The organism is Geodermatophilus siccatus (assembly GCF_900103785.1).
Lineage (GTDB): Bacteria > Actinomycetota > Actinomycetes > Mycobacteriales > Geodermatophilaceae > Geodermatophilus > Geodermatophilus siccatus.
This window is the reverse complement of record NZ_FNHE01000009.1, coordinates 1-24,145: the sequence shown is the minus strand read 5'-3', so window position 1 is coordinate 24,145 and position 24,145 is coordinate 1. Positions and strand designations below refer to the sequence as shown.

The window sequence follows — 24,145 nt, the reverse complement described above, 5'->3', positions numbered from 1 at the left end:
GCCGTGGTCATCGGCGTCTGGTCGGCCGACACGCCGGTGCGCACAGCCGGATGCCGATGGTCAACGCGGGAGCGGCGCCCAGATGCCGGCGAAGTGGTGCACCGGGCCGTGCCCGGAGCCGACGCCCAGGCCCTCCCCCGCCTCCAGCGCCCGCTGCAGGTAGTCGCGGGCGGGGTCGACCAGCCGGGACCAGTCGTCGGTGCGGTGACGGGCGGCCAGGGCGGCGAGCGCCGAGGACAGCGTGCAGCCGGTGCCGTGGGTCGAGGTGGTGCCGATCCGCGGCCGCCGGGTGACCGTGACGCCGTCCGCGGTGGCCAGCACGTCGACGCTGTCGTCCCCACCCAGGTGGCCGCCCTTGAGCAGCACCGCGCGGGGGCCGAGCGCGAGCAGCGCGGTGGCCTGGCCGGGCAGCTGGTCGACGTCGGTGGCCGGGGGCACGTCGAGCAGGACGGCGGCCTCCGGCACGTTCGGCGTGACCAGGTCGGCCAGGGGCAGCAGGTCGGTGCGGACGGCGTCGACCGCGGCGTCGTCGATGAGCCGGTCGCCGCTGGTCGCGACCATCACCGGGTCGCACACCACCGGGCCGCCCGGGCGCTCGGCCAGCCCCGCGGCGACGGCGCGCACCACGCCGGCGGTGCCGAGCATGCCGAGCTTGGTGGCGTGCACCTCGACATCGGCGAAGAGGGTCGCCAGCTGCTCGGCGACGAACTCCGGCGGGACGCCGTGCACGCCGGTGACGCCGCGGGTGTTCTGGGCGGTCAGCGCGGTGAGCACGGCCGTCCCGTAGACCCCCAGCGCGCTGAAGGTCTTGAGGTCGGCCTGGATGCCGGCGCCGCCGCTGGGGTCGCTGCCGGCCACGGTCAGGGCGACCGCAGTGCCACTCACCGGACCACCTGCGCGAGCCGGCCCCGGTCGATGGCCGAGCGGAGCGCGCGGGCGGCGGCGTCCGGGTCGGCAGCCGCGCAGATCGCGGAGACGACGCAGACGCCGTCCACCCCGGTCGCGGCCACCTCGGCGGCCCGGTCGGCGTCGACGCCGCCGATCGCGACGGTGCCGAACCCCGCGGCGCGGGCCGCCTCGGCCAGCCCCCGGACGCCGTCCGGGCCCAGGGCGCTGCCGGCGTCGGGCTTGGTGGGCGTCGTCCACACCGGGCCGATGCCGACCAGGTCGACCGTCCCCGCCGGCAGTGCGCGGGCGACGTCCAGCTCGGCGACGGAGGAGACGCTGAACCCGAGCAGCCGGTCGGGCCCGAGCAGCGCGCGCACCTCGGCTGGCGGCAGGTCGTCCTGGCCGACGTGCACGCCGTGCACGCCGGCGAGCAGCGCGACGTCGACGGCGTCGTTGACCCAGAGGGCGACGTCCGGCCGGTCGGCCAGCGCCGCCTGCACCGCGCGGGTGAGCGCGAGCAGCTCGCGGCGGGAGGCGGTCTTGTCCCGCACCTGGACGGTGGTGACGCCGCCGGCGACCGCCGCGCGCACGACGTCGGCGACCGGCCGCGGGGCCGACAGCGCGGTGTCGGTGACCAGGTAGAGGGTCGGGTCGAGGGGACGCCTCATCGGACGTCCGCCGCGGCCATGGCCTCACCGTCGACGGCGTCCAGCGCGTCGAGCCAGGCGGGCGCGAAGGTGCCCGGGCCGTGCGCGACCTGCGCGGCCCGCTCGGCGGCGACGGCGACGTGCGCGTGCGCGGCCACGGTGCCGGTCAGCGCGTCGCCGGTGGCCGCGACGTAGGCGGCGACCAGGGCGCCCAGCGCGCAGCCGGCGCCGGTGGTGCGGGTCAGCAGCGCCGATCCCCCGCCGACGCGGACGGTGCGGTGTCCGTCGGTGACCAGGTCGACCTCGCCGCTGACCGCGACGACCCCGCCGGTGCAGGCGGCCAGCGCGGTGGCCGCCTTGGCGGCGTCGTCGGTGCTGTCGGTGCTGTCCACGCCGCGGCCGCCGCCACCCGCGCCGGCCAGCGCCATGACCTCCGAGGCGTTGCCGCGGACGACGGTGGGCCGCAGTCCGACCAGCTCGGCGGCCAGCTCGGTGCGGTAGACCAGGCCGCCGACGGCGACGGGGTCCAGGACCCACGGCGTCCCGGCGGCACCGGCCGAGCGGGCCGCCAGCCGCATCGCCTCGGCGGTGCGGGCGTGCACGGTGCCCATGTTGACCAGCACCGCGGAGGCGACGGCGGCGAAGTCGCCGGCCTCCTCCGGGGCGTCCACCATCGCCGGCGCGGCGCCCGCGGCCAGCAGGGCGTTGGCGGTGATCGTCTGGACGACGGTGTTGGTCAGGCAGTGCACCAGAGGGGTGCGTGCGCGCACCGCCGCGCGGGCGGCGCGCAGGTCGACGGCCGGCATGCCGGTGACATCCCTTCGCCAGTGCGAACTGGAGCAGGTTCGACGGGTGTGCTCTCAGTCCCCGGTCGGGGACACCCCGTGCCACGTGCGCCTCCGAACGTAACACCGCTCCGCCGTGGTGCTCCCGCCGCGCGGAGCAGCAGCCGGGGCGTGCGACAGGATGGCCGGCGTGCTGCTCGCCTGCCTCGCGGTGCTGGTGGGCGCGACCGTGCAGGCCGCCGCCGGGTTCGGGCTGGCGCTCATCGCCGGACCCGCTCTCGTGGCCGTGCTCGCCCCCACCGAGGCGGTGACCACGCTGATCGTGCTGGCCACGGTCACCACCCTGCTCCTGCTGCTGGTGCGCCGCGGGTCGCGGCCGGCCATCCGGTGGGCCGACGTCCGCGTGGTGGTCCTCGCCGCCGTCCCCGGGGTCCTGGCCGGCGTGCTGGTGCTCGCCGTGGTCAGCAAGCCGGCGCTGCAGCTGGCGGTGGGCGTGGGCGTGCTCGCGGCCGTGGCGCTGCAGGTCCTGCGGCGCCCGGTCCCCGGCCAGGGGACGCCGTCCCGGTGGGCCACGCTCGGCGTGGGGCTCCTCGCCGGCGTCCTCACCACCACGACCAGCACCAACGGGCCGCCGCTGGTGCTCTGGCTCGAGCGGCGGCACGTGCCCCCGGCGGAGATGCGCGACACCCTCGCGGCGCTGTTCCTCGCCCTCAACCTGCTCGGCGCCGCGGTGCTCGCCGCGTCGGGGCGGGTCGCGCAGGCCTTCCGGCCGGAGGTGGTGCTGGTGCTGCTGGTCGCGGCGGTCGTCGGCCACGTGGCGGGCCGCCGGTTGTTCCACCTGCTCGACGTCCGCCGGTTCCGGGCGGCCGGGTTGGCGCTGTCGGCGTTGGCCGGGGTGGCCAGCATCGTCGCGGCGCTCGGCTGAGGCTCACCAGGAGCGCCCGCAGGGAGCGCGGGCCCCGGGGGTTGATCACGGGGTCCGTGCAGGCGGACACGCGGTCGACGGCGCGTCGTCGAGCAACAACCCCATGATCAACGCGGGCAGGGTGGCCCTCACTCGGTGAGCGCGACGGGTGGCAGCCAGTCGGCGTCGAGCAGCTCGGCGATCTCCTGCAGGGCCGAGGTGTCGGCCCCGGCGGTGGAGCCGCTGACCGCCAGCCGCTCCACCATCACCCGGGCCACCTGCTCCTCGACCGTGTCCTCGGCGAAGGCCACCCGCCACGGGGACACCTGTCCGTCGCGGTGCGTGCGGCCGGTGACCTGGCGGGCCTGGATGCCGGAGAAGCGCGGCTGGTGGAACAACCCGACCCGCGGCGTCGTGGACGCGGTGGCCCCGCCGGGCAGCAGCTCGCCGGCGTGCAGGCTGATGGACGCGGTCACGGTGAACACGCACACCGGTGCCGCGCCGGTCTGGAAGCGCAGCCGCTCGGCCTCGACGTCGAAGCGGTCGCGCCCGTAGATGGCGGCGACGCCGATGCCGGAGTCGAGCAGCGCCTCGCGGATCGGGTCGGCCGCCGTCTCGACGAACTCCACCGACACCGCGACCTGCCGCTCGGCCTCGACCTGCGCGCGCACCCAGTCGACGGTCGCCTGGGCGCGGATCAGCCCGGCCTTCTGCCGGAAGCGCAGCAGCGCGGCGCGCCCGCGCGCGGTCTGGCGGGCCTTCCGGGCCAGCTGCATCTCGGCGCGGAACTCCTGCCACTCGGACTCGTAGGCGCACCTCTCGGCGGGCGTCAGGGCGACCGGCGTCCCGGTGACCGACACCGGGCCCCAGGGCGCGGGCCGGTGCAGCGTCGCGGGCGGCTCGCCGTCGGCCAGCCAGCCCTGCAGCCGGGCGAGGTCGGCGCGGCGGGCGTCGGCGTCCTCGGTCCACGTCCACCCGTAGCGCCCACGTTCCACGTGGAACCCGTGCTCGGCGAGCTTCGCCGGGAGGTCGGCCCAGGCGCGCAGCGGCTCGCCGTGGCGCTGGGCGAACTGCGGGGCGAGGTAGGGCAGCTCCAGCGGCGTGTGCGCCGGGGTGGCGGTGGTGGCGACGACGAAGGGCACGTCCTTCGCCCGCCCGGCGCCGGAGACGGCCTTCCAGTGCCTCCACCGCTGGGTCGTCGTGTGCCGGACCATGTGCGCCTCGTCGGCGATGACGACGTCGAAGCGCAGCTTGCTCACCTTGGCCAGCCGGTCCCAGGTGGTGACGCACCAGCGCAGCCCGCCGTCGCCGAAGCCGGCGATCGAGCGGGTCCAGTGCGGGATGGTGATCGCCGCCGGGCGGTCGGCCACGACCAGCACGCGGTCCCCGCCGCGCAGCTCGCAGACCTCCCGGGCGGCCAGGACGGCGGTCCCGGTCTTGCCCACGCCCGGGTCGTCGCCGAGCAGGAAGACCCGGTGCCCGGCCGCCGCGGAGGCGACGACGGCCTCAGCGCCCGTGGCCTGCTCCCCGCGCGGGACGAGGGGACGGCCCGGCGGCAGCGGCCGCGGGGTGTCGTTGAGCTCGTCCTCGAGGAAGCGTTCGAAGGTGTACGGGGGCGGGTCGTAGGCGGCCAGCTCCGGTGGCAGCTCCCGGCCCACCCAGACGTGCGCCTGCAGGTCCGGCCGCCACTGCGCGCCCGGCGCCGGCGCGCGGAACGGGACGGCGAGCACCCACACCCGCTCCCCCGGCCCGGCGACCGGCCGCTCGGGTGCGGGCTTCGCGGTGCGGCGGGCCGGCGCCTCCGGGCGGGTCGTCGTCGTGGTGCGGGTCGTGCCGGTCGAGCGGCTCCGGCTCGTCGACCGGGCTGTGCGGCGGCGCCGTCCGGGCACGGGTGTCCTCCTCTGCGTCGGTCGACGACGGTAGGTCGGCGGCGCCACGGGATCTGGTGGAATCGCCGACGTGACGGCGAACTCCGAGGACGAACGGCTGCACGCCCGGACGCTGGGCTCCGCCGGGCCGCGGGTGGTGTTCGTCCACGGCCTGTTCGGCCAGGGCAAGAACTGGACGACGATCGCCAAGGGCCTCGCCGCGGACCACCGGGTCACCCTCCTCGACCTGCCCAACCACGGGCACTCGCCGTGGACCGACCGGGTCGACTACGTCGACATGGCCGAGCTGGTCGCCGCGGAGCTGCGCTCGTTCGGCGAGCCGGTCACGCTCGTCGGGCACTCGATGGGCGGGAAGGTGTCGATGCAGCTGGCGCTGCGGCACCCGGAGCTGCTGCGCGCGCTGGTCGTCGTCGACATCGCCCCGGTCGAGTACCCGGTCACCGGCGGCCGCACCGACGACCCCGACGAGGAGGCCTCGCCCTTCGCCGCCTACATCGAGGCGATGGGCGCCCTCGACCTCGACCGGCTGAGGACCCGCGAGGACGCCGACGCCGCCCTGCAGGCCGCCGTCCCGAGCCGGATGGTGCGCTCGTTCCTGCTGCAGAGCCTGGTGCGCGAGGGGGCGGGCGCCGACGGCGGGTGGCGCTGGCGGCTCAACCTCGAGCTGCTCGGTCGCGACCTGGGTGAGCTGCGCGGCTTCCCCGAGCCGCCGCCGGGCGCCCGCTACGACGGCCCGGTGCTGTGGATCGCCGGCGCCACCAGCCACTACGTGCTGCCCGGGGACCGGGCACGCATGGAGGAGCTCTTCCCGAACACCCGGCTGGTGCGGGTCAAGAACGCCGGCCACTGGGTGCACTCCGAGCAGCCGGAGGTCTTCCTCGAGACGGTGAAGCGGTTCCTCGAGCGCGTCGAGCACTGACGACGGGGGGCCTCGGTCCGCCGTCGACGGTTCCGCTGGAGATCGGACGAATCCGGCCGAAACCCACGGTTGCCCCTGTCTCATCGTCCCCGAGGTGCTCCGTGCGGCTGTCCGTCCCGTCCCGTCTGCTCGCGCTGCCCCTGCGCGTCAAGGTCCTCACGGCGGTCGCCGCGGCCTGCGTGGTCGCCCTGACCGTCGGCATCGTCGGCGTCCTGCAGCTGGGTGCCCTCCAGCAGCGCAGCCAGGACATCAACACCGACGCGCTGGTGCCCTCCAACCAGATCGCCGAGGTGCGCCGGGCCTTCCTGCAGACCCGCATCGACGCCCTCGCCGACGAGCTGCTGCCCGACGCCGCCGCCGCGGCCAAGGCCCACGAGCTGTACCTGGCCGACATCGAGGCCATGGACGCCGCGATCGAGGCCTACGCCGCCAGCGGGCTGACCCCCGCCCAGGAGCAGCAGGTGGCGGCCCTCTCCGACGCCTGGGAGCAGTACGAGTCGCTGGTCAGCAGCGACGCCTACCGCCTGGCGGTGCACCAGGGCCGGTTCGCGGACTTCCTGTCGATGCGCAGCGACACGATCGCTCCGGTGGCCGCGCAGCTCAACGCCGCGCTGGACGAGCTGCTGGCCAGCGAGGCCGCGGCCGCCGAGTCCTCGGTCCAGGCGGCGACGGACACCTACGAGTCGGCCCGCACCCTCGTGCTCGTCCTGCTCGTGGTCGGGCTGGCCGTCGCCGTCGTGCTGGCGCTGCTGGTGGCGCGACTGATCACCCGGCCGGTGGTGGCCGTGCGCGACGGCCTCATGGCGATGGCCGCCGGTGACCTGACCACCCGGGTGGAGGTCTCCTCCGGCGACGAGGTCGGCCAGATGGCCGGGGCGCTCAACCAGGCGGCCGAGAGCCTGCGCGGCACCGTCTCCTCGACGGCCGAGTCGGCGTCCGCCCTCGCCGCCGCAGCCGAGGAGCTCAGCGCGTCGTCGGAGTCCATCGCCGGCAGCGCGGAGGACGCCGCGAGCCAGGCCGGCACCGTGGCCGCCGCCGCCGAGCAGATCTCCCGCAACGTGCAGACCGTCGCCTCCGGCTCCGAGGAGATGGGCGCGTCCATCGACGAGATCGCGCAGAACGCCTCGGAGGCCGCCCGCGTCGCCGGCACCGCCGTCCAGGCCGCCGAGGAGACGACGCGGACGGTGAGCAAGCTCGGCGTCTCCTCGCAGGAGATCGGCGAGGTGGTCAAGACCATCACCTCGATCGCCGAGCAGACCAACCTCCTGGCGCTCAACGCCACCATCGAGGCCGCCCGCGCCGGGGAGGCGGGCAAGGGCTTCGCCGTGGTGGCCAACGAGGTCAAGGAGCTGGCCCAGGAGACGGCCAAGGCCACCGAGGACATCGCCCGCCGGGTCGAGGCCATCCAGGCCGACACCGCCGGCGCGACGACGGCGATCAGCGGGATCGCGGGGATCATCAGCCAGATCAACGACTTCCAGCTGACCATCGCCTCGGCGGTGGAGGAGCAGGGGGCGACCACCGCGGAGATGAACCGCAGCGTCAGCGAGGCCGCCACCGGCAGCGGCGAGATCGCCGGCAGCATCAGCGGCGTCGCGCACGCCGCGTCCGCCACCACGGCCGGCGTCGCGCAGACCCGGCAGGCGGCCGAGGAGCTGGCCCGCATGTCCGGCGACCTGCAGGAGCTGGTGCAGCGCTTCCGCTACTGACCGCGATGCGCGTCCGACGGGCGCCGTGGACCTGCAGGTCCGCGGCGCCCGTCGTCGTTCCCGGGCCCGTCAGGCCCGGACCGCCGGGCGCACGTCGACCAGCCGGCGGTCGTCCCCTCGACCCGGCGCCGTGCTCGGTCGGACCGTGGGCCCGGACGCCCCGTAGCGTTGCCGACCTGCCGCGTCTCCGCCGCCTCCTCCCGGGGTCCCCATGCGCCTGCGCCGCTCGCTGCCCGCCGTCTCCGCCGCAGCGACCGCATCGATGACCGTCGCCGTCCTCGGCGCCTCGCCGGCCGCCGGCATCGCTCAGGGCGTCGCGGCGGAGGAGGGCCAGTTCCCGTTCGCCGTGCAGCTGCGGTTCGCGGACACCACCCGGTCCGACGGCACGGTGTACGACAGCGCCTGCTCCGGGGTCCTCATCTCGCCGACCTGGGTCATGACCGCCGGGCACTGCTTCCACGACGACGACGGCGACCGCGCCGGCGGAGCTCCGGCCTACACCGCCGTCGCGCGCCTCGGGACGGCGAGCACCACGGACCCGGCTGCCGGCGTGACGCGCTCGGTGGTGTGGGTGGAGCAGTCCGGCAGCAACGACGTCGCCGTCGCCCGCCTGGACGCGCCGGTCGACGGGCTCACCCCCCTGCCGCTCAGCACCGAGGAGCCCGCGGAGGGGCAGCTGCTGTCCTTCGCCGGCTGGGGTGCCACCACGAGCGACGGCCCCTGGAGCGACCAGTTGTACTGGGGTCAGGTGGAGGTCGGGGCGGTGCGGTCGACGACCGTGGCGGTGGAGGGCCACTGGCCCGCTCCGGACACCAGCGCGTGCGCGTACGACTCGGGGGCGCCCTACACCACCGGCGGGGCGAGCCCGGTGCTCGTCTCCGTGGAGAGCGGAGGGCCGGTGTGCCCGCACCGGTCGCAGGAGACCACCGCCCGCGTCGACGTCGTCGCCGGCTGGGTCGACGGCGTCGTCGACGACCTGCCGTGAGCAGGTGACCCGGCCCGGGCCTCGGCCGGCACGCGGTACGACGAGGCGGCGCCCGCCGATCCGGTCGGGACCGGAACTACAGTCGGCCCGCCCGGGAGCCGGGCACACCGCGTGGGGAGGGGAGCCCGTGGCGGAGACGTGGCCGCGGCCGGTGCCGCTGGTCGGCGACACGACCTCGGCGTCCCAGCGGGCCGCCGACCCCACCGGCTGGGCGATGGGCGAGCAGGTCCGGGACGCCCTGCACCGGGTGGTCGGCGCCCGCCGCGACGTCCGACGGTTCCGGCCGGACCCCGTTCCCGCCGACGTCCTCGAGCGGGTGCTGTCCGCGGCGCACGCCGCCCCGTCGGTCGGCCACAGCCAGCCGTGGCGGTTCCTCGTCGTGCAGGACGCCGGGACCCGGGACCGGGCGGCGGTGCTGACCGACCGGGAACGGCTGCGCCAGGCCGCGCAGCTGGAGCCGGACGCCGCCCGCCGGCTGCTCGACCTGCAGCTCGAGGGCGTCCGGGAGGCGCCCCTCGGCGTGGTGGTCTGCTGCGACCGGCGGACCCCGGCGGCCGGGGTGCTGGGCCGGGCCACCTTCCCCGACGCCGACCTGTGGAGCTGTGCGGCGGCCATCCAGAACCTGTGGCTGGCGGCCCGGGCCGAGGGCCTCGGACTGGGCTGGGTGACCCTGTTCCGGCCCGAGGAGCTCGCCGGGCTGCTCGGCCTGCCGGACGGCGTCGTGACCCTGGGCTGGCTGTGCCTGGGCTGGCCCGACGAGCGGCCACCCGCCCCGGGCCTCGAGCGGGCCGGCTGGTCCCGGCGGCTGCCGCTGTCCGACGTCGTCCTGCACGACCGGTGGCCCGTCGACGACGCCGGGGCCCCGGCCGCGCCGCCGTCGCACCTGCGGGCGCCGGGCCGGCAGGCGGTCGTCGCGGCCCGGGACCAGGCCGACCGGTTGCTCACCCCGCCGGGCTCGCTCGGCGTCCTGGACCGGGCCGTGGACGGCGTGGTGGCGCTCGGTGGCGCCGGCACCTCCGGCGGCACCCTGGTGCTGGTGGCCGCCGACCACCCGGTCGCCGCCCACGGGGTGTCGGCCTACTCCCCCGGCGTCACCCGGGACGTCGTCCACGCGGCGGTCGGCGGGACCTCGCTGGGGGCCACGGCCGCCCGGACTGCCGGCCTCGGGGTGTGCGTCGTGGACGCCGGGGTCTCCGGCGACCCGGTCCCGGGTGCGACGGTGCGCCGTCCCGTCGACCCGCGCGGGGACCTCGTCGACCGGCCGGCGATGACGCCGGAGGACGCCCGGCGGTCGCTGGACGCCGGCCGCGAGCTGGGCCGGGTAGCGGCGGCCGCGGGGCTGGTGGCCCTGGGTGAGGTCGGGGTCGGCAACACCACCGTGGCGGCGGCGCTCGCGTGCGGCCTGCTGGACGCCGACCCGGCCGACGCCGTCGGGCTGGGGTCGGGTGCCGACGCCGAGGTCCTCGCGCGCAAGCGGCAGGTGGTCGGTGAGGCCCTGGGGCGTGCCCGGCGGAGCTCCCCGGCCCTGACGCGGGACCCGGTGGTGGCGCTCGCCGAGCTGGGCGGCCCCGAGCTCGCCGCCCTGGCCGGGGTGGTCCTCGGTGCGGCGGAGGCCGGGTCGGCCGTGGTGCTGGACGGCTACGCCACCTCGGTCGCCGCCCTCGCGGCCGTGCGGCTGGAGCCGGGGGTGCAGCCCGCCCTGGTCGCGGGGCAGCGCAGCCGCGAGCGCGGGCACGAGCTCGTCCTGCAGGACCTGGGCCGGGAGCCGCTGCTGGACCTGCGGGTGCGCGCCGGTGAGGGCGTCGGCGCGGCCCTGGCCAGCGGCCTGCTGCTCGCCGGGCTGGCGCTGCGCCGGGAGACCGCGCGCGTCGACTCCTGACCGCGAGGCGGAACCGGTCGCCCCGGCCCGGTCTCCCCCGTCGGGGTGGCCGGGCCGCGCGCCGCGCCCCCGACGCCGCCGTCAGCGGCCACGATGGGGCTGACGCCCGGCGGACGGTCGTCCCCGGCGGACGGGCAGGAACCAGGAGCGAGCAGATGACACACCCTGGTCCCCATCCGCAGGGTGGCGACGACCCCCAGGGCCCGTCGGGCCCGGTCCCCCCGGCCGGGTGGGGGCAGGCGCCGTACGGCGGCGGGTACCCCGGGTACCAGGCCTCGCCCCCGCCGGGGAGCGGCTGGCCGGCGCCCCCGGGGCGACCCGGGCCCTACGGCCCGCCGTACGGCGGCTACCCGTACGCGCCGCTGCGGACCACCAACGGGTTCGCCATCGCCTCGATGGTGCTGGGCATCCTCTGGCTGTACTGGTTCGGCAGCATCCTGGCGCTGGTCTTCGGCTACGTGGCACAGAGCCAGATCCGGGAGCGAGGTGAGGCCGGCGGCGGCATGGCGACCGCAGGCATCGTGCTCGGCTGGATCGGCGTCGGGTTCCTCGCCCTGTTCATCGCGTTCGGTCTCGCCGCTTCCGTCTGACCGCCGACCCGCCCGACCGGATGGTGCCCGCCGGGGTCGCGGGGGCGGCGGGTGCAGGGCCAGGATCGGCGCATGACCGACCCCCGCGCCGGACAGCCGGCTGCCCCCAGCGACCTGGTCGACGTCGCCTCGCTGGTCACCGCGTACTACACGCTCGAGCCGGACCCGGCCGACCCGGCCCAGCAGGTCGCGTTCGGCACCTCCGGGCACCGCGGGTCGGCGTTCGACCGGGCGTTCAACGAGGCGCACATCGTCGCCACCACCCAGGCCATCTGCGAGTACCGCGCGGCGCAGGGCTACGACGGCCCGCTGTTCATCGGCCGGGACACCCACGCGCTCTCCGAGCCGGCCTGGGCCTCCGCGCTGGAGGTGCTGGTCGCCAACGACGTGACGGTGCTGGTCGACGCCGCGGACCGCTACACGCCCACCCCGGCGGTCAGCCACGCCATCCTGCGGGCCAACCGGGGGAAGACGTCGGGCCTGGCCGACGGCATCGTCGTCACCCCGTCGCACAACCCGCCACGGGACGGCGGGTTCAAGTACAACCCGCCCAACGGCGGCCCGGCCGACACCGACGCCACGAAGGTGATCGCCGCTCGCGCCAACGAGCTGCTGCAGAAGGGGCTCGAGGGCGTGCAGCGCGTGCCCTTCGCCCGCGCCCGGGCGGCGGCGCAGGCGCACGACTTCCTCGGCGACTACGTCGACGACCTGCCCTCGGTGCTCGACCTCGACGCGGTCCGGGACGCCGGCGTGCGCATCGGCGCGGACCCGCTCGGCGGCGCCAGTGTCGACTACTGGGCGGCGATCGCCGAGCGGCACCGCCTCGACCTGACCGTCGTCAACCCGCTGGTGGACCCGACCTGGCGGTTCATGACGCTGGACTGGGACGGCAGGATCCGCATGGACTGCTCCTCGCCGTCGGCCATGGCCTCGCTCATCGGCAAGCGCGAGCAGTTCCAGATCGCCACCGGCAACGACGCCGACGCCGACCGGCACGGCATCGTGACCCCCGACGGCGGGCTGATGAACCCCAACCACTTCCTCGCCGTCGCGATCTCCTACCTGTTCGCGCACCGGCCGGAGTGGGGCGCCGACGTGGCCGTCGGCAAGACGCTGGTGTCGTCGTCCCTCATCGACCGGGTGGTCGGCGGGCTGGGCCGGCGGCTGGTCGAGGTGCCCGTCGGCTTCAAGTGGTTCGTCCCCGGCCTGCTCGACGGGTCGGTCGGCTTCGGCGGCGAGGAATCCGCCGGCGCCTCGTTCCTGCGGCGGGACGGCGGCGTGTGGACGACCGACAAGGACGGCATCCTGCTGGCGCTGCTGGCCAGCGAGATCCAGGCGGTGACCGGCAGCTCGCCGTCCCAGCTGCACGCCGAGCTGACCGCCCGGTACGGCGAGTCGGCCTACGCCCGCGTCGACGCGCCGGCCACCCGCGAGCAGAAGGCGGCGCTCGGCAAGCTCTCCCCGGAGGACGTGACGGCGACCGAGCTGGCCGGCGAGCCGATCACCGCCAAGCTCACCCGCGCGCCGGGCAACGACGCCGCGATCGGCGGGCTCAAGGTGACCACCGAGAACGCCTGGTTCGCCGCCCGCCCGTCGGGCACCGAGGACGTCTACAAGGTCTACGCCGAGTCGTTCCAGGGCCCCGACCACCTGGCACAGGTCCAGGAGGAGGCCAAGGCCGTCGTCTCGGCTGCGCTCGGGGCGTGATCCGGGAGCCCGGACCGTTCGGCACGGCCGGGGACGGCACCCAGCCGAGGTGGACCGGTCGCGGGGGCCCGGAGGGTCCCCGACCGGGACACGGGCAGCGGCTCGGCCCCGGTCGGGAACGGCACCTGGTCGCGGTGTCGTCCGGTAGGACGACAGGTCACATGGTGTCCTCGTCGACCCAGTCGAGGCTCTTGGTGACCGCCTTCTGCCAGTTGCGGTAGTAGCGCTCGCGCTCCTCCGCCGGCATCTGCGGCTCCCAGCGCTTGTCCTCGGCCCACTTGGCGGTCAGCTCGTCGAGGTCGGACCAGAAGCCGACCGCGAGCCCGGCCGCGTAGGCGGCGCCCAGGGCGGTGGTCTCGGCGATCTTCGGCCGGATCACGGGGACGTCGAGGATGTCGGCCTGGAACTGCATGAGCAGCTCGTTGCCGACCATGCCGCCGTCCACGCGCAGCTCGGTGAGGTCGACCCCGGAGTCGGCGTTCATCGCGTCGAGCACCTCGCGGGTCTGGTACGCCGTCGCCTCGAGCACGGCGCGGGCCAGGTGCCCCTTGTTGACGTACCGGGTGAGCCCGACGATCGCGCCGCGCGCGTCCGAGCGCCAGTGCGGCGCGAACAGCCCGGAGAAGGCGGGCACGAAGTACGCGCCGCCGTTGTCCTCGACCGTGCGGGCCACCTGCTCGATCTCCGGAGCGCTCGTGATCATCCCGAGGTTGTCCCGGACCCACTGCACCAGCGACCCGGTGACCGCGATCGAGCCCTCCAGGGCGTACACCGGCTTGCCCTCGCCGAGCTGGTAGCACAGCGTCGTGAGCAGGCCGTTCTGCGACGGGACGGCCTCCTCGCCGGTGTTCAACAGCATGAAGTTGCCGGTGCCGTAGGTGTTCTTGGCCATGCCCTTGCTGAAGCAGACCTGGCCGAAGGTCGCCGCCTGCTGGTCGCCGAGCGAGCCGGCGATGGGGACCCCGGCGAGGAAGCCGGCCTTGCGGCCCCGGCCGTACTCCTCGGAGTTGGACCGGATCTCCGGGAGCATGGACGTCGGGATGCCCATCTCCTCGGCGATGTCGGCGTCCCAGGACAGCGTCCGGTAGTCCATGAGCATCGTGCGGGAGGCGTTGGACACGTCGGTGAGGTGCAGTCCGCCGTCGGCCCCGCCGGTCATGTTCCAGATCAGCCAGGAGTCGATGGTGCCCATGAGCAGCTCACCGCGCTCGGCCCGCTCCCGGGCGCCGTCGACGTTGTCGAGGATCCAACGCACCTTGGGCCCGGCGAAGTAGGTGGCCAGCGGCAGGCCGACCTTGTCCTTGTACCGGTCCGCTCCGCCGCCGAGGGCGCCGAGCTGCTCGACGATCGCCGTGGTGCGGGTGTCCTGCCAGACGATCGCGTTGTAGACCGGCCGACCGGTGTTCCGGTCCCAGACGACAGTGGTCTCGCGCTGGTTGGTGATGCCGACGGCGACCACGTCCGAGTGCCCGACGTTGCCCCGGGCGAGCGCCTGGCCCACCACCTCCCGGGTGTTCGCCCAGATCTCCATCGGGTCGTGCTCGACCCAGCCGGCGCGCGGGAAGATCTGCTGGTGCTCCTTCTGGCCGACGGAGACCACGGCGCCCTCGTGGTCGAAGATCATGCAGCGGGTGCTCGTGGTCCCCTGGTCGATGGCTGCCACGTACTGGCTCACGGTGGTTCCTCTCGCTTCGTCGCGGTGGGGTTCGGGGGAGCTGCGGTCAGAGGGGAGCCCGGGACAGCAGGCCGCCCAGGACGGCCCCGATGAGCGGGCCCACGACCGGCACCCAGGCGTAGCCCCAGTTGCTGTCCCCCTTGGCGCGGATCGGCAGCACGGCGTGCGCGATGCGCGGGCCCAGGTCGCGGGCGGGGTTGATGGCGTAGCCGGTCGGTCCGCCGAGGGAGGCGCCGATGCCGATGACGAGCAGCGCCACCGCCAGCGGGCCGAGCTCGCCGGGCGTGTCGCCGAAGCGCAGGATGAGGTAGACGAGCACGAAGGTGCCGATGGCCTCGGTGACCACGTTCCAGGCGGGGCTGGCGATCGTCGGGCCGGTGGAGAAGGTGCCGAGCACCGGCTCGGTCGCCGCGTCGTACTGCTTGCGGTAGGCCAGCCACGCGACGACGGCGCCGAGGAAGGCGCCGACGAGCTGGCCGATCACGTAGACCACTGACGACGCCAGGGTGATCGGCACGCCGGGCGCGTACTCGTTCGCGCCGCTCACCGCCAGGCCGAGGGTGACCGCCGGGTTGAGGTGCGCCCCGGAGCTGGCGCCGGCGTAGACGCCGGCGAAGACGCCGATGCCCCAGCCGAAGTTGATGAGCAGCCAGCCTCCGCCGTTGCCCAGGGTCTGGGGCAGGACGACGTTGGCGACCACGCCGACGCCGAGGAGTATGAGGACGCCGGTTCCGACGACCTCGCTGCCGAACACGGTCCACAGGCTCATGCGCTGCTCCTCATCGCCGGTGATGCGGTGGTGCCACGGGCTCGGCGCCGGACCGCGGGACGGCCGGTCGACGACTGGCGCGGTGACGCTATTCACACAGGTCGAGGGCGGACAACGGGCGCTGTACGACGATGTCGGACAGCGCGATCCCCCGTCAGGGGCGTTCGCCCCACGCGATGCTCAGCTGCACGGCGCGCTCCCACTCCGGATAGGCGGCGTCGAGCGCGGCCACCCGCTTCGGGTCGGGCACCCACTGCGCGGAGCGGTGCCAGTTGCGCCGCAGCGCCTCGGTGTCCGACCACACCCCCACGGCGAGCCCGGCCGCGTAGGCCGCGCCGAGCGAGACCGTCTCCCCCACCATGGGGCGCACCACCGGGCTGTCGAGCACGTCGGCCAGGAACTGCATGAGCAGGTTGTTGGTGGTCATCCCGCCGTCCACCCGCAGCGCGGTGAGCGGCAGGCGGGAGTCGGCGTCCATGGCCCGGACGACGTCGCGGGTCTGCCAGCCGGTCGCCTCCAGCACCGCCCGGGCCAGGTGCCCCTTGGTGACGTAGGAGGTCAGGCCGGCGACCAGCCCGCGCGCCCGGCCCGCCCAGTGCGGGGCGAGCAGCCCGGAGAACGCCGGTACGACGTAGCACCCGCCGTTGTCCGAGACGCTGCGGGCCAGGGTCTCCACCTCGGGCGCCGAGCCGATGAGCCCGAGGCTGTCCCGGAGCCACTGCACCAGGGCGCCGGTGACCGCGATCGAGCCCTCCAGCGCGTAGTGCACCGGCTCCCCCGCCAGCTGGTAGGCCACCGTGCTGATCAGCCCGTGCGTCGAGCGGACCAGCTCGGTGCCGGTGTTCTGCAGCAGGAAGCTGCCGGTGCCGTAGGTGCACTTGGCCTCGCCGGGCGCGAAGCAGGTCTGCCCGAACAGCGCCGCCTGCTGGTCGCCGAGCGTGCCGCCGATGGGCAGCGGCACCGGCAGGGCGGTCGCGGTGCCCAGCACGCCGACCGACGGGCGGATCTCCGGGAGCATCGCGGCGGGGACACCGAAGAAGTCGAGCAGCTCGGGGTCCCAGCGGCAGCGGTGCACGTCCATGAGCAGGGTCCGGCTGGCGTTCGTCACGTCGGTGACGTGCACCCCGCCGTCCGGGCCCCCGGTGAGGTTCCAGACCAGCCAGCTCTCCATCGTGCCGAACAGCAGCTCGCCGCGTTCGGCGCGCGCCCGGGCGCCGCGGACGTTGTCGAGCACCCAGCGCAGCCGCGGGCCGGCGAAGTACCCGGCCAGCTCCAGCCCGGTGCGCTCGCGCACCAGCGCGGCCTCGGGGCGGGCGGCCAGCTCCTCCACCAGCGGTCCGGTGCGGGTGTCCTGCCAGACCAGCGCGCGCACCAGCGGCCGGCCGGTGGCGCGCTCCCACACCACCGTCGTCTCGCGCTGGTTGGCGATGCCCAGCGCCACCACCTGCCCGGGCGAAGCGGCGACGTCGCGCAGCGCCTGGGCGGCGGTGAGCTGGGTGTTGGCCCAGATCTCCTCCGGGTCGTGCTCCACCCAGCCGGGCCGGGGGAAGTGCTGGCGGTGCTCCCGCTGCCGGACGGCGACCAGCCGGCCTGCACGGTCGAACACGATCGACCGGGTCGAGGTGGTGCCCTGGTCCACCGCGAGCACGTACCGCTCCGTCACGTGGCGAGCTCCCGGGAGACCGCGGCCGCGGCCTCGACCACCATGCCGCGCAGCGCCGGCCGCGCGGCGTCGGCGAAGAGCTCCTCGACCGGGCCGCTGACGCCCAGCGCGCCGACGACCAGGCCACCCGGCCCGTGCACCGGTGCGGCGATCCCGCCCAGGCCCATCCGGTACTCCCCCTGCTGCTCGGCCCAGCCCCGCGCGCGGACGGTCGACAGCTCGGCCAGCAGCGCCGCCGGGTCGGCGATGGTGCGCGGGGTCAGCGCCTCGAGCCGGGTGTCGGCCAGCATCCGGGCCATCGCCGGGCGGGAGGCCAGCAGGATCTTCCCCACGGCGGTGGCGTGCGCCGGCAGCACGGACCCGACCTCCAGCTCCTGCGGTGAGTCGTCGGGCCGGAACACGTGGTGGACGACGACGACCTGCAGGCCCGCCGGCGTCCCGAGCCGGACGGCGAACCCGCTGCGCGCGGCCAGCGAGTCGGCCCAGTTCGACGCCCGGGACCGCAGTTCGTTGGCGTCCAGGTAGTGCGAGCCCAGCCCCAGGAGGCCGGCGCCGAGGGTGTAGCGGCCGGTGCGCTGGTCCTGCTCGACGAACCCGACTGCCAGCAGCGTGCGCAGCAGCCCGTGGGTCGTGGTCTTCGGCAGCCCCACGGCACCCGCCAGCTCGGTGACGCCCATCTGGCCCCCCGACTCGACGATGGCGTGCAGCAGGGTGGCGGCGCGCTCGATCGACTGCACGGTGCCCGGCACGGCGCGTCACCCTAGGCCCTTGGCGTACGACGATGTCGAACGGAGCACGTCGACGGCCCAAGAGCACCCGCCTACCGTTGTGGACGAGCAATCCCCGCCAGAGGAGTCGGCATGCCCGTAGTCCCCCCACTCGGCCCCGATCAGCGCGCGCGAGCCTGGGCGGAGCTGGCCGAGCAGTCCTTCGAGGTCCTCGTCGTCGGAGGCGGCGTGACCGGTGCCGGCGTCGCGCTCGACGCGGCGACCCGGGGCCTGCGGACGGCGCTGGTCGAAGCCCGCGACTTCGCCAGCGGCACGTCCTCGCGCTCGTCCAAGCTCTTCCACGGCGGGCTGCGCTACCTGGAGTCCTTCGACTTCGGCCTGGTGCGCGAGGCCCTCCACGAGCGCGACCTGAGCGTCACCCGGCTCGCGCCGCACCTGGTCAAGCCGGTGCCCTTCCTCTACCCGCTCACCCACCACTGGGAGCGGCCCTACGTCACCGCCGGGCTCACCCTCTACGACGGGCTGGCCCGCATCGGCGCGCTGTCGACCCCGCTGCCCCCGCAGAAGCAGCTCACCCGCACCGGCGCCCGCAAGCTGTTCCCCGCGCTCAAGCCCGACGCGCTCGTCGGCGCGGTCCGCTACTACGACGCCCAGGCCGACGACGCCCGGCACACCCTCACCGTCGCCCGCACCGCCGCGGCCTACGGCGCCACCGTGCTCAACTCGGCCGAGGTCGTCGCCTTCCACCACGCCGGCGGCCGGGTCACCGGGGTCCGGGTCCGGGACGTCGAGACCGGGCGCGAGGTCGACGTGAAGGCCGAGGTCGTCGTCAACGCCACGGGGGTGTGGACCGACGACATCCAGACCCTGGTCGGCGGGCGCGGCCGGTTCCACGTGCGGGCCAGCAAGGGCGTGCACATCGTCGTCCCCCGCGACCGGATCAACGGCGAGACCGGGCTGATCCTGCGCACCGAGAAGTCGGTGCTGTTCGTCATCCCCTGGGGCAGCCACTGGATCGTCGGGACGACGGACACCGACTGGACGCTGGACAAGGCCCACCCGGCGGCGTCACGGGCCGACATCGACTACATCCTCGAGCACGTCAACAAGGTGCTGACCACGGAGCTCACGCACGACGACATCACCGGGGTCTACGCGGGTCTGCGTCCGCTGCTGGCCGGGGAGTCGGAGCTGACCAGCCAGCTGTCCCGCGAGCACGCGGTCGCCCGGCCCATGCCCGGCGTGATCGCGGTGGCCGGCGGCAAGTACACGACGTACCGGCCGATGGCCGCCGACGCGGTGGACGCCGTCGCCGTCGACGTCACCCGGCCGGTGCCGCCCAGCGTCACCGACAACATCCCGCTGGCCGGCGCCGAGGGCTACGCGGCGATGCGCAACTCCCTCGACGCCCTCGCCGAGCGCTGGGGCATCCCGCACTTCCGTGCCGAGCACCTGCTCAACCGGTACGGGTCGCTCACGCCGGAGGTCCTCTCGCTCGCCGCCGACGACCCGGCGCTGCTGGCTCCGGTCCCCGGCGCCGAGGAGTACCTCATGGTCGAGCTGGTCTACGGCGCCGCGCACGAGGGCGCCCAGCACCTCGACGACCTACTCGCCCGCCGCACCCGGATCTCGATCGAGACGCCGCACCGAGGGGTGGAGTCGGCCGAGCCGGTGGCCCGCGCGGTGGCCGGGGTCCTCGGCTGGGACGAGCAGCGGATCACCAACGAGGTCGAGAGCTACCGCGCCCGGGTCGACGCCGAGCGGCGCTCGCAGGAGGCGGCCGACGACCGGGCGGCCGACGCCGTCCGGGTCGCCGCGCCGGACACCCGCGCCGTCGCGGTGGGCCGCGCCCTCGTGTGATCTGCGGTCCTACCGGACCGCACCGCGGCCAGGAGCCGTCCCCGGCCTGCGCTGAGCCCGGCCCGCGCACTCGTCGGGGAGCCTCCGGCCCCCGCTCCTCGCACGCGCCCCGCGGGGCGGCTCACCCCGCTACCGCGGCCCGGAGCCGTCCCCGGCCTGCGCTGAGCCCGGCCCGCGCACTCGTCGGGGAGCCTCCGGCCCCCGCTCCTCGCACGCGCCCCGCGGGGCGGCTCACCCCGCTACCGCGGCCCGGAGCCGTCCCCGACTGCCGTGGAGCCACCGCTCGTGGCCGGTGGAGCCGCTGCGGTGTCCCGCGCCGTCCCGGCGCCGCGGGGGCAGGATCGGACCATGACGGCGACCGGCCCTGCCCTCGACCTGGTGGCGCTCGTGCGCGAGCTGGTGCGCCGCCCCACCGTCTCCGGCGACGCCGACGCGCAGCGCGACGTCCTGGGCACGCTCACCGAGGTGCTGCGCGAGCGCGCCCCGCACCTGCAGGTGACCCAGGGCCGCGACCGCGACCACCCCTGGACCCTGCTGCGCACACCGGCCGACCCCGGCCGCCGGCAGCTGCTGCTCGCCTGCCACGTCGACACCGTCCCCGCGGCCGACCCGGCCGCCTGGCAGCGGGCCCCCTTCGACGGCGACCTCGACGGGGGCCGGGTGTGGGGCCGCGGGGGCAGCGACATGAAGGCCGGCGTGGTCGCCGCGGCGGCCGCGCTGGCCGCCGCCGACCCGGGGACGCCGGTGGCCCTGCTGCTGACCAGCGACGAGGAGATCGGCTCGCGTGGGGCCGCCGCGGCGGCCGCAGCCGTCGCCGAGCTCCCCGTGGGCGCGGTGGTCGTGCCGGAGGCCACCGGGAACCGGGTGGTCCTCGGCCACAAGGGAGCGCTGTGGCTCGCCGTCCGGACCGCCGGCCGGGCCGCCCACGGCAGCACGCCGGAGCGCGGGCACAACGCGGTGCTGGACCTGGCCGCGCTGCTGGCCCGGGCCGCCGGGGTGCTGCCCTTCCGCACCGACCCCTTCCTCGGCATGGAGACGTGGAACCCCGGGGTCGTCGCGGGCGGCACGGTGCCCAACGTCGTCCCCGACCGCGCCGAGGTGGTCGTCGACATGCGCACCGTGGCCGACGGCGGCGACCTGCTCGCCTGGTGGCGGGCGCAGCCGGAGGTGGCCGACGTCGAGGTGCGGGTGGACCTGCCGCCGGTCGGCACCCCCGCCGACGACCCGTGGGTGGCCTCGCTGCCCGCGCCGGTGCTGCCCACGCCCGCCACCTACTTCACCGACGCATCGGTGCTCGTGCAGGTCGTCCGGGGCGCCCCGATCGTGGTCTGGGGACCGGGCACCCCGGCGGTCATGCACGCCGTCGACGAGTACGTCGAGCTCGCCGAGGTTGAGCAGGCCGCCGCCGCCTTCACCGAGGTCGTCAGCCGCTGGAACGGGGGGTAGGAGGGTCCCTCAGTCCTGCCAGCGGGCCTTGTCGACGTACATCGCGTCGTCGGCCTCCCGCACGAGCGCCTCGAACGCCCGCTCGGGGTCGACATCGCCCTCGGCCGTGCCGATCCCGATGCTCACCGTCAGGGGGAGGGCCAGCCCGCTGGCCAGGCGCAGCGGCTCGCGCACCCTGTCCCGCAGCCGGGCGGCGAGGGTCTCGGCGTCGGGCCGCCCGCTGTTCTCGCAGACGATGCTGAACTCGTCCCCGCCGACCCGGGCCGCCGTGTCGCTGGCCCGCAGCACCGAGGTCAGCCGCTCGGCGAGGGCGACGAGCACCTCGTCGCCCACCGGGTGGCCGTACTGGTCGTTGATCTGCTTGAAGCCGTCGAGGTCGATGCCCAGCAGGCTGGTCGGCGTCCGCTCCCGGCGCCCACGCTCCAGGGCGTGGTGCAGCCGGTCGTTGAACAGGATCCGGTTGGGCAACCCGGTCAGCGGGTCGTGCAGGGAACGGTGGACCAGCGCGGCCTCCAGGGCCTTGCGGTCGGTGATGTCCTCGACGATCGCGACGACGTGCGGCGGGTCGCCGTCGGGCGTCCCGTCCACCCAGGACGAGGTGACCTGCACGGGCACCACGCTGCCGTCCGCCCGGAGCAGCCGGGTCTCGTGCCGCATCATCTTGCGCTGCTCGAGGAGCTCGGCGAACGCCTCGACGGCGGCTGGGCGGTTGTCGGGGTGGACGAGGTCGAGCATCGAGCGGCCGTAGAGTTCCTCGGCGGTGTACGCGAGCATCGCCGCCAGCGCCGGGTTGGCGTCGACGATGAGACCGGTCGGCGTGGCGAGCGCGATCCCCATGGGCGCGTTGGCGAACGCGCTCCGGCGATCCGCCGGGGGCAGCGTGTCCGCCGCATTGGTCACATCCCACCTCCGTGCCGGTCATCCTGCGCCGACAGGGCCCGTTGCTGCAGCTCTTCGGCCCGAACGCGTCCGAGTGGTTCCACGTGGAACCCGGCGCCGGGGCAGGATGTCACGTGATCGACCGAGGAGGGCCCGTGAACGAGTTCGACCTGGTGCTGCCCGCGACGGTGGACGTCCGCGAGGTCGGCATGCGCGACGGCCTGCAGCTGGAGGCGCCGGTGCCCCTCGAGGGCAAGCTGGCGATGCTGGAGGCGCTCGTGGCCACCGGCGTCCGCCGGATCGAGGTGACGTCGTTCGTCTCCCCGAAGGCCGTGCCGGCACTGGCCGACGCCGACCAGGTGGCCGCCGAACTGCACGCCTTCGACGGCGTGCTCTTCTCCGCCCTGGTCGCCAACGCCCGGGGCGCCACCCGCGCGGTGGATGCCGGCGTCGCCGACCTGGAGTACGTGGTCTCGGCCTCCGACGGGCACAGCCGGGCCAACGCCGGGCGCAGCACCGCCGAGGCCGTCGCCGCGGTCGGCGAGATCGCCGCCCTGGCGCACGGCGCCGGGGGTTCGTCGGAGGTGGTGATCGCGACCGCCTGGGACTGCCCCTTCGACGGCCGCACCCCGATCCCCCGCACCGTGGACGTCGCCCGCGCCGCGGTCACCGCCGGTGCCGACCGGCTCTGCCTGGGCGACACGATCGGCACGACCACCCCGCTGCGGGTCGTGCAGCTGCTCGACGCCGTCCGCCGGGCCTGTCCGGGCGTCGACGTGGGCGTGCACTTCCACGACACCCGCGGCACCGGGCAGGCCAACGCGCTGGCCGCCGTCCAGGCGGGGGTGACCCAGCTGGACTCCTCGGTCGGCGGTCTCGGCGGCTGCCCGTTCGCGCCCGGCGCGAGCGGCAACATCGCCACCGAGGAGCTGGTGTACATGCTCGAGGAGTCCGGTGTGCGCACCGGGCTGGACCTCGACGCCGTCCTCGCCGCCGCCCGGGTCACCGAGGAGGCCGTCGGGCACGAGCTGCCCAGCTCGCTGTACCGGGCAGGGGGGCGCTCGGTGCCCCGCTCGTCCGCCGCCGTCGGGTGACGCCGGCGGGAGCATCGCAGCGAGCTCTGCGAGCGAGGAGCGGACCGGGGGCGGGAACCCGACCAGTGGACACCGTCGGGTGACGCCGGCGGGAGCATCGCAGCGAGCTCTGCGAGCGAGGAGCGGACCGGGGGCGGGAACCCGACCGGTGCCATCGGTGACCGGCGCCTGCGTGGTTGGCTGGAGGTCATGAGCCAGCCGCCGTCGGGGGGCGGGACGGTCGACCCCCGCACCATGCGTGACGTCCTCGGCCACTTCGCCTCCGGCGTCACCGTGGTCACCGCCCAGGGGGAGCACGGGCCGATCGGCTTCACCTGCCAGTCGTTCAGCTCGCTGTCGCTGGACCCGCCGCTGGTGGTCATCGCGCCCGCGCGCACCTCCCGCACCTGGCCGCGGCTGCGCGAGCTCGGTCGCTTCTGCGTCAACGTGCTCGCCGAGGACCAGACCGAGCTGTCGGCCCAGTTCGCCCGCTCCAGCGCCGACAAGTTCGCCGGGGTGTCCTGGCGGCCCAGCCTGCAGGGCCAGCCGGTGCTCGACGACGTCGTCGCCTGGATCGACTGCGAGCTGTGGGCGGAGTACGACGGCGGCGACCACACCCTCGTCGCCGCCCGGGTGCTGGACCTCGGTGCGGACCCCGGACGGCGGCCGCTGCTCTTCCACCGCGGCGCCTACGGCCTGCTGGAGACCCGCGCGGCCGAGGGGTAGGGCGTCTCCGACGAACCTCCGGCCTCGGGATCAGCGCCCTGGCGGCGCTCCCGTCGGCACGGGTCCGTCAGGCACGCCCTAGCTGTCGTAGCCAGGGACGTTGTTGACGGTCGGCGTGGCGCCTTGGTGACGAAGGAGACCTCCGGAAGGAGTGGCGGTGCTTGACGTCGCCGTTGCCAACCGGAGGTCTCCGTGGCCCACGCTAACGCCCGTACCACCGTGTTCGCCCGCACGCTGATCGTCGACCGTGTCCTGGCCGGTCACCGGCCCGGTGAAGTGGCCAAGCAGCTGGGCGTCAGTCGGCAGACGGTTCACAAGTGGGTGCGCCGCTGGCGCGCCGAGGGCGAGGCCGGGCTGGCCGACCGCTCCTCGCGGCCGCACCGCATGCCCCGGCAGACCTCGCCGGAGACGGTCGCGGCGATCG

21 protein-coding genes and 1 riboswitch are annotated in these 24,145 nt (G+C 75.5%); of the genes, 12 read left to right on the top strand and 9 right to left on the bottom strand.

Annotated elements, in window-relative coordinates; all coding sequences use genetic code 11:
• Positions 1–60: 60 nt before the first annotated feature.
• The 3 genes from thiD to thiM all read right to left on the bottom strand — a co-directional run bounded on the left by thiD (position 61) and on the right by thiM (position 2,341).
• Complete coding sequence (gene thiD, locus BLS21_RS16520) at positions 61–885, bottom strand: bifunctional hydroxymethylpyrimidine kinase/phosphomethylpyrimidine kinase (protein WP_091220901.1); 825 nt, start codon at positions 883–885, stop codon at positions 61–63.
• Positions 882–1,556, bottom strand: a complete 675-nt coding sequence (gene thiE, locus BLS21_RS16515; RefSeq protein ID WP_091220898.1) for a thiamine phosphate synthase — start codon at positions 1,554–1,556, stop codon at positions 882–884. Before thiE ends, thiD begins: the two co-directional genes overlap by 4 nt.
• On the bottom strand, positions 1,553–2,341 hold the full coding sequence (gene thiM, locus BLS21_RS16510) for a hydroxyethylthiazole kinase (RefSeq protein ID WP_091220895.1): 789 nt from the start codon (positions 2,339–2,341) through the stop codon (positions 1,553–1,555). Before thiM ends, thiE begins: the two co-directional genes overlap by 4 nt.
• A riboswitch (TPP riboswitch) is annotated at positions 2,335–2,430 on the bottom strand. It overlaps the preceding gene by 7 nt.
• Before the next feature lie 80 nt (positions 2,431–2,510).
• On the opposite strand from thiM, the gene BLS21_RS16505 reads away from it, so the two are divergent.
• The gene (locus BLS21_RS16505) at positions 2,511–3,245 is read left to right on the top strand and encodes a sulfite exporter TauE/SafE family protein (RefSeq protein WP_175479601.1); all 735 of its coding nucleotides are present in this window, start codon (positions 2,511–2,513) and stop codon (positions 3,243–3,245) included.
• A gap of 128 nt (positions 3,246–3,373) precedes the next feature.
• Here the strand turns inward: BLS21_RS16505 and BLS21_RS16500 are convergent, their stop codons facing one another.
• Positions 3,374–5,113, bottom strand: a complete 1,740-nt coding sequence (locus tag BLS21_RS16500) for a DEAD/DEAH box helicase (RefSeq protein WP_091220890.1) — start codon at positions 5,111–5,113, stop codon at positions 3,374–3,376.
• Positions 5,114–5,183: 70 nt separating this feature from the next.
• Here BLS21_RS16500 and BLS21_RS16495 point away from each other — a divergent pair, with 70 nt between their 5' ends.
• The 6 genes from BLS21_RS16495 (at position 5,184) to pgm (ending at position 12,902) form a co-directional block, all read left to right on the top strand.
• Entirely contained in the window at positions 5,184–6,032 is an 849-nt protein-coding gene (locus BLS21_RS16495; RefSeq protein ID WP_091220887.1) for an alpha/beta fold hydrolase, read from the top strand.
• A 101-nt stretch (positions 6,033–6,133) separates the two neighbouring features.
• Complete coding sequence (locus BLS21_RS16490; protein WP_091220884.1) at positions 6,134–7,741, top strand: methyl-accepting chemotaxis protein; 1,608 nt, start codon at positions 6,134–6,136, stop codon at positions 7,739–7,741.
• Between the two features lie 211 nt (positions 7,742–7,952).
• The gene (locus BLS21_RS16485) at positions 7,953–8,726 is read left to right on the top strand and encodes a S1 family peptidase (protein WP_217636171.1); all 774 of its coding nucleotides are present in this window, start codon (positions 7,953–7,955) and stop codon (positions 8,724–8,726) included.
• Between the two features lie 127 nt (positions 8,727–8,853).
• Complete coding sequence (bluB, locus tag BLS21_RS16480; RefSeq protein WP_091220881.1) at positions 8,854–10,605, top strand: 5,6-dimethylbenzimidazole synthase; 1,752 nt, start codon at positions 8,854–8,856, stop codon at positions 10,603–10,605.
• A gap of 155 nt (positions 10,606–10,760) precedes the next feature.
• Complete coding sequence (locus BLS21_RS16475; RefSeq protein WP_091220879.1) at positions 10,761–11,195, top strand: DUF4190 domain-containing protein; 435 nt, start codon at positions 10,761–10,763, stop codon at positions 11,193–11,195.
• A gap of 72 nt (positions 11,196–11,267) precedes the next feature.
• Positions 11,268–12,902 carry a phosphoglucomutase (alpha-D-glucose-1,6-bisphosphate-dependent) gene (gene pgm / locus BLS21_RS16470; protein ID WP_091220876.1) on the top strand — a complete coding sequence of 545 codons (1,635 nt, stop codon included), beginning with the start codon at positions 11,268–11,270 and terminating at the stop codon, positions 12,900–12,902.
• Positions 12,903–13,059: 157 nt separating this feature from the next.
• On the opposite strand, the gene glpK (BLS21_RS16465) is transcribed toward pgm, so the two are convergent.
• From glpK (BLS21_RS16465) to BLS21_RS16450, 4 genes are all read right to left on the bottom strand, one after another.
• Positions 13,060–14,577, bottom strand: a complete 1,518-nt coding sequence (glpK, locus tag BLS21_RS16465) for a glycerol kinase GlpK (RefSeq protein ID WP_091220874.1) — start codon at positions 14,575–14,577, stop codon at positions 13,060–13,062.
• Positions 14,578–14,623: 46 nt separating this feature from the next.
• Positions 14,624–15,346, bottom strand: coding sequence for an MIP/aquaporin family protein (locus BLS21_RS16460; protein WP_175479600.1), 723 nt, complete (start codon positions 15,344–15,346; stop codon positions 14,624–14,626).
• A gap of 154 nt (positions 15,347–15,500) precedes the next feature.
• Positions 15,501–17,009, bottom strand: a complete 1,509-nt coding sequence (glpK, locus tag BLS21_RS16455) for a glycerol kinase GlpK (protein ID WP_091220872.1) — start codon at positions 17,007–17,009, stop codon at positions 15,501–15,503.
• Positions 17,006–17,758 carry an IclR family transcriptional regulator gene (locus BLS21_RS16450; RefSeq protein WP_091220868.1) on the bottom strand — a complete coding sequence of 251 codons (753 nt, stop codon included), beginning with the start codon at positions 17,756–17,758 and terminating at the stop codon, positions 17,006–17,008. Before BLS21_RS16450 ends, glpK (BLS21_RS16455) begins: the two co-directional genes overlap by 4 nt.
• Before the next feature lie 111 nt (positions 17,759–17,869).
• Here BLS21_RS16450 and BLS21_RS16445 point away from each other — a divergent pair, with 111 nt between their 5' ends.
• Positions 17,870–19,597, top strand: a complete 1,728-nt coding sequence (locus BLS21_RS16445) for a glycerol-3-phosphate dehydrogenase/oxidase (RefSeq protein WP_091220865.1) — start codon at positions 17,870–17,872, stop codon at positions 19,595–19,597.
• A 348-nt stretch (positions 19,598–19,945) separates the two neighbouring features.
• Complete coding sequence (locus BLS21_RS16440; protein WP_091220863.1) at positions 19,946–21,043, top strand: M20 family metallopeptidase; 1,098 nt, start codon at positions 19,946–19,948, stop codon at positions 21,041–21,043.
• 9 nt (positions 21,044–21,052) lie between these two features.
• On the opposite strand, the gene BLS21_RS16435 is transcribed toward BLS21_RS16440, so the two are convergent.
• Complete coding sequence (locus tag BLS21_RS16435) at positions 21,053–21,943, bottom strand: diguanylate cyclase domain-containing protein (protein ID WP_091220861.1); 891 nt, start codon at positions 21,941–21,943, stop codon at positions 21,053–21,055.
• Between the two features lie 134 nt (positions 21,944–22,077).
• Here BLS21_RS16435 and BLS21_RS16430 point away from each other — a divergent pair, with 134 nt between their 5' ends.
• The 3 genes from BLS21_RS16430 to BLS21_RS16420 all read left to right on the top strand — a co-directional run.
• Positions 22,078–23,016 (top strand): hydroxymethylglutaryl-CoA lyase, encoded by a 939-nt coding sequence (locus BLS21_RS16430; RefSeq protein WP_091220858.1) that lies wholly within the window; start codon positions 22,078–22,080, stop codon positions 23,014–23,016.
• A gap of 189 nt (positions 23,017–23,205) precedes the next feature.
• Positions 23,206–23,721: a flavin reductase family protein gene (locus BLS21_RS16425; RefSeq protein ID WP_091220856.1), complete on the top strand. Its 516-nt coding sequence runs from the start codon at positions 23,206–23,208 to the stop codon at positions 23,719–23,721.
• A gap of 192 nt (positions 23,722–23,913) precedes the next feature.
• The coding region (locus BLS21_RS16420) for a leucine zipper domain-containing protein (RefSeq protein ID WP_139177144.1) at positions 23,914–24,145 on the top strand (232 nt) is incomplete at its 3' end.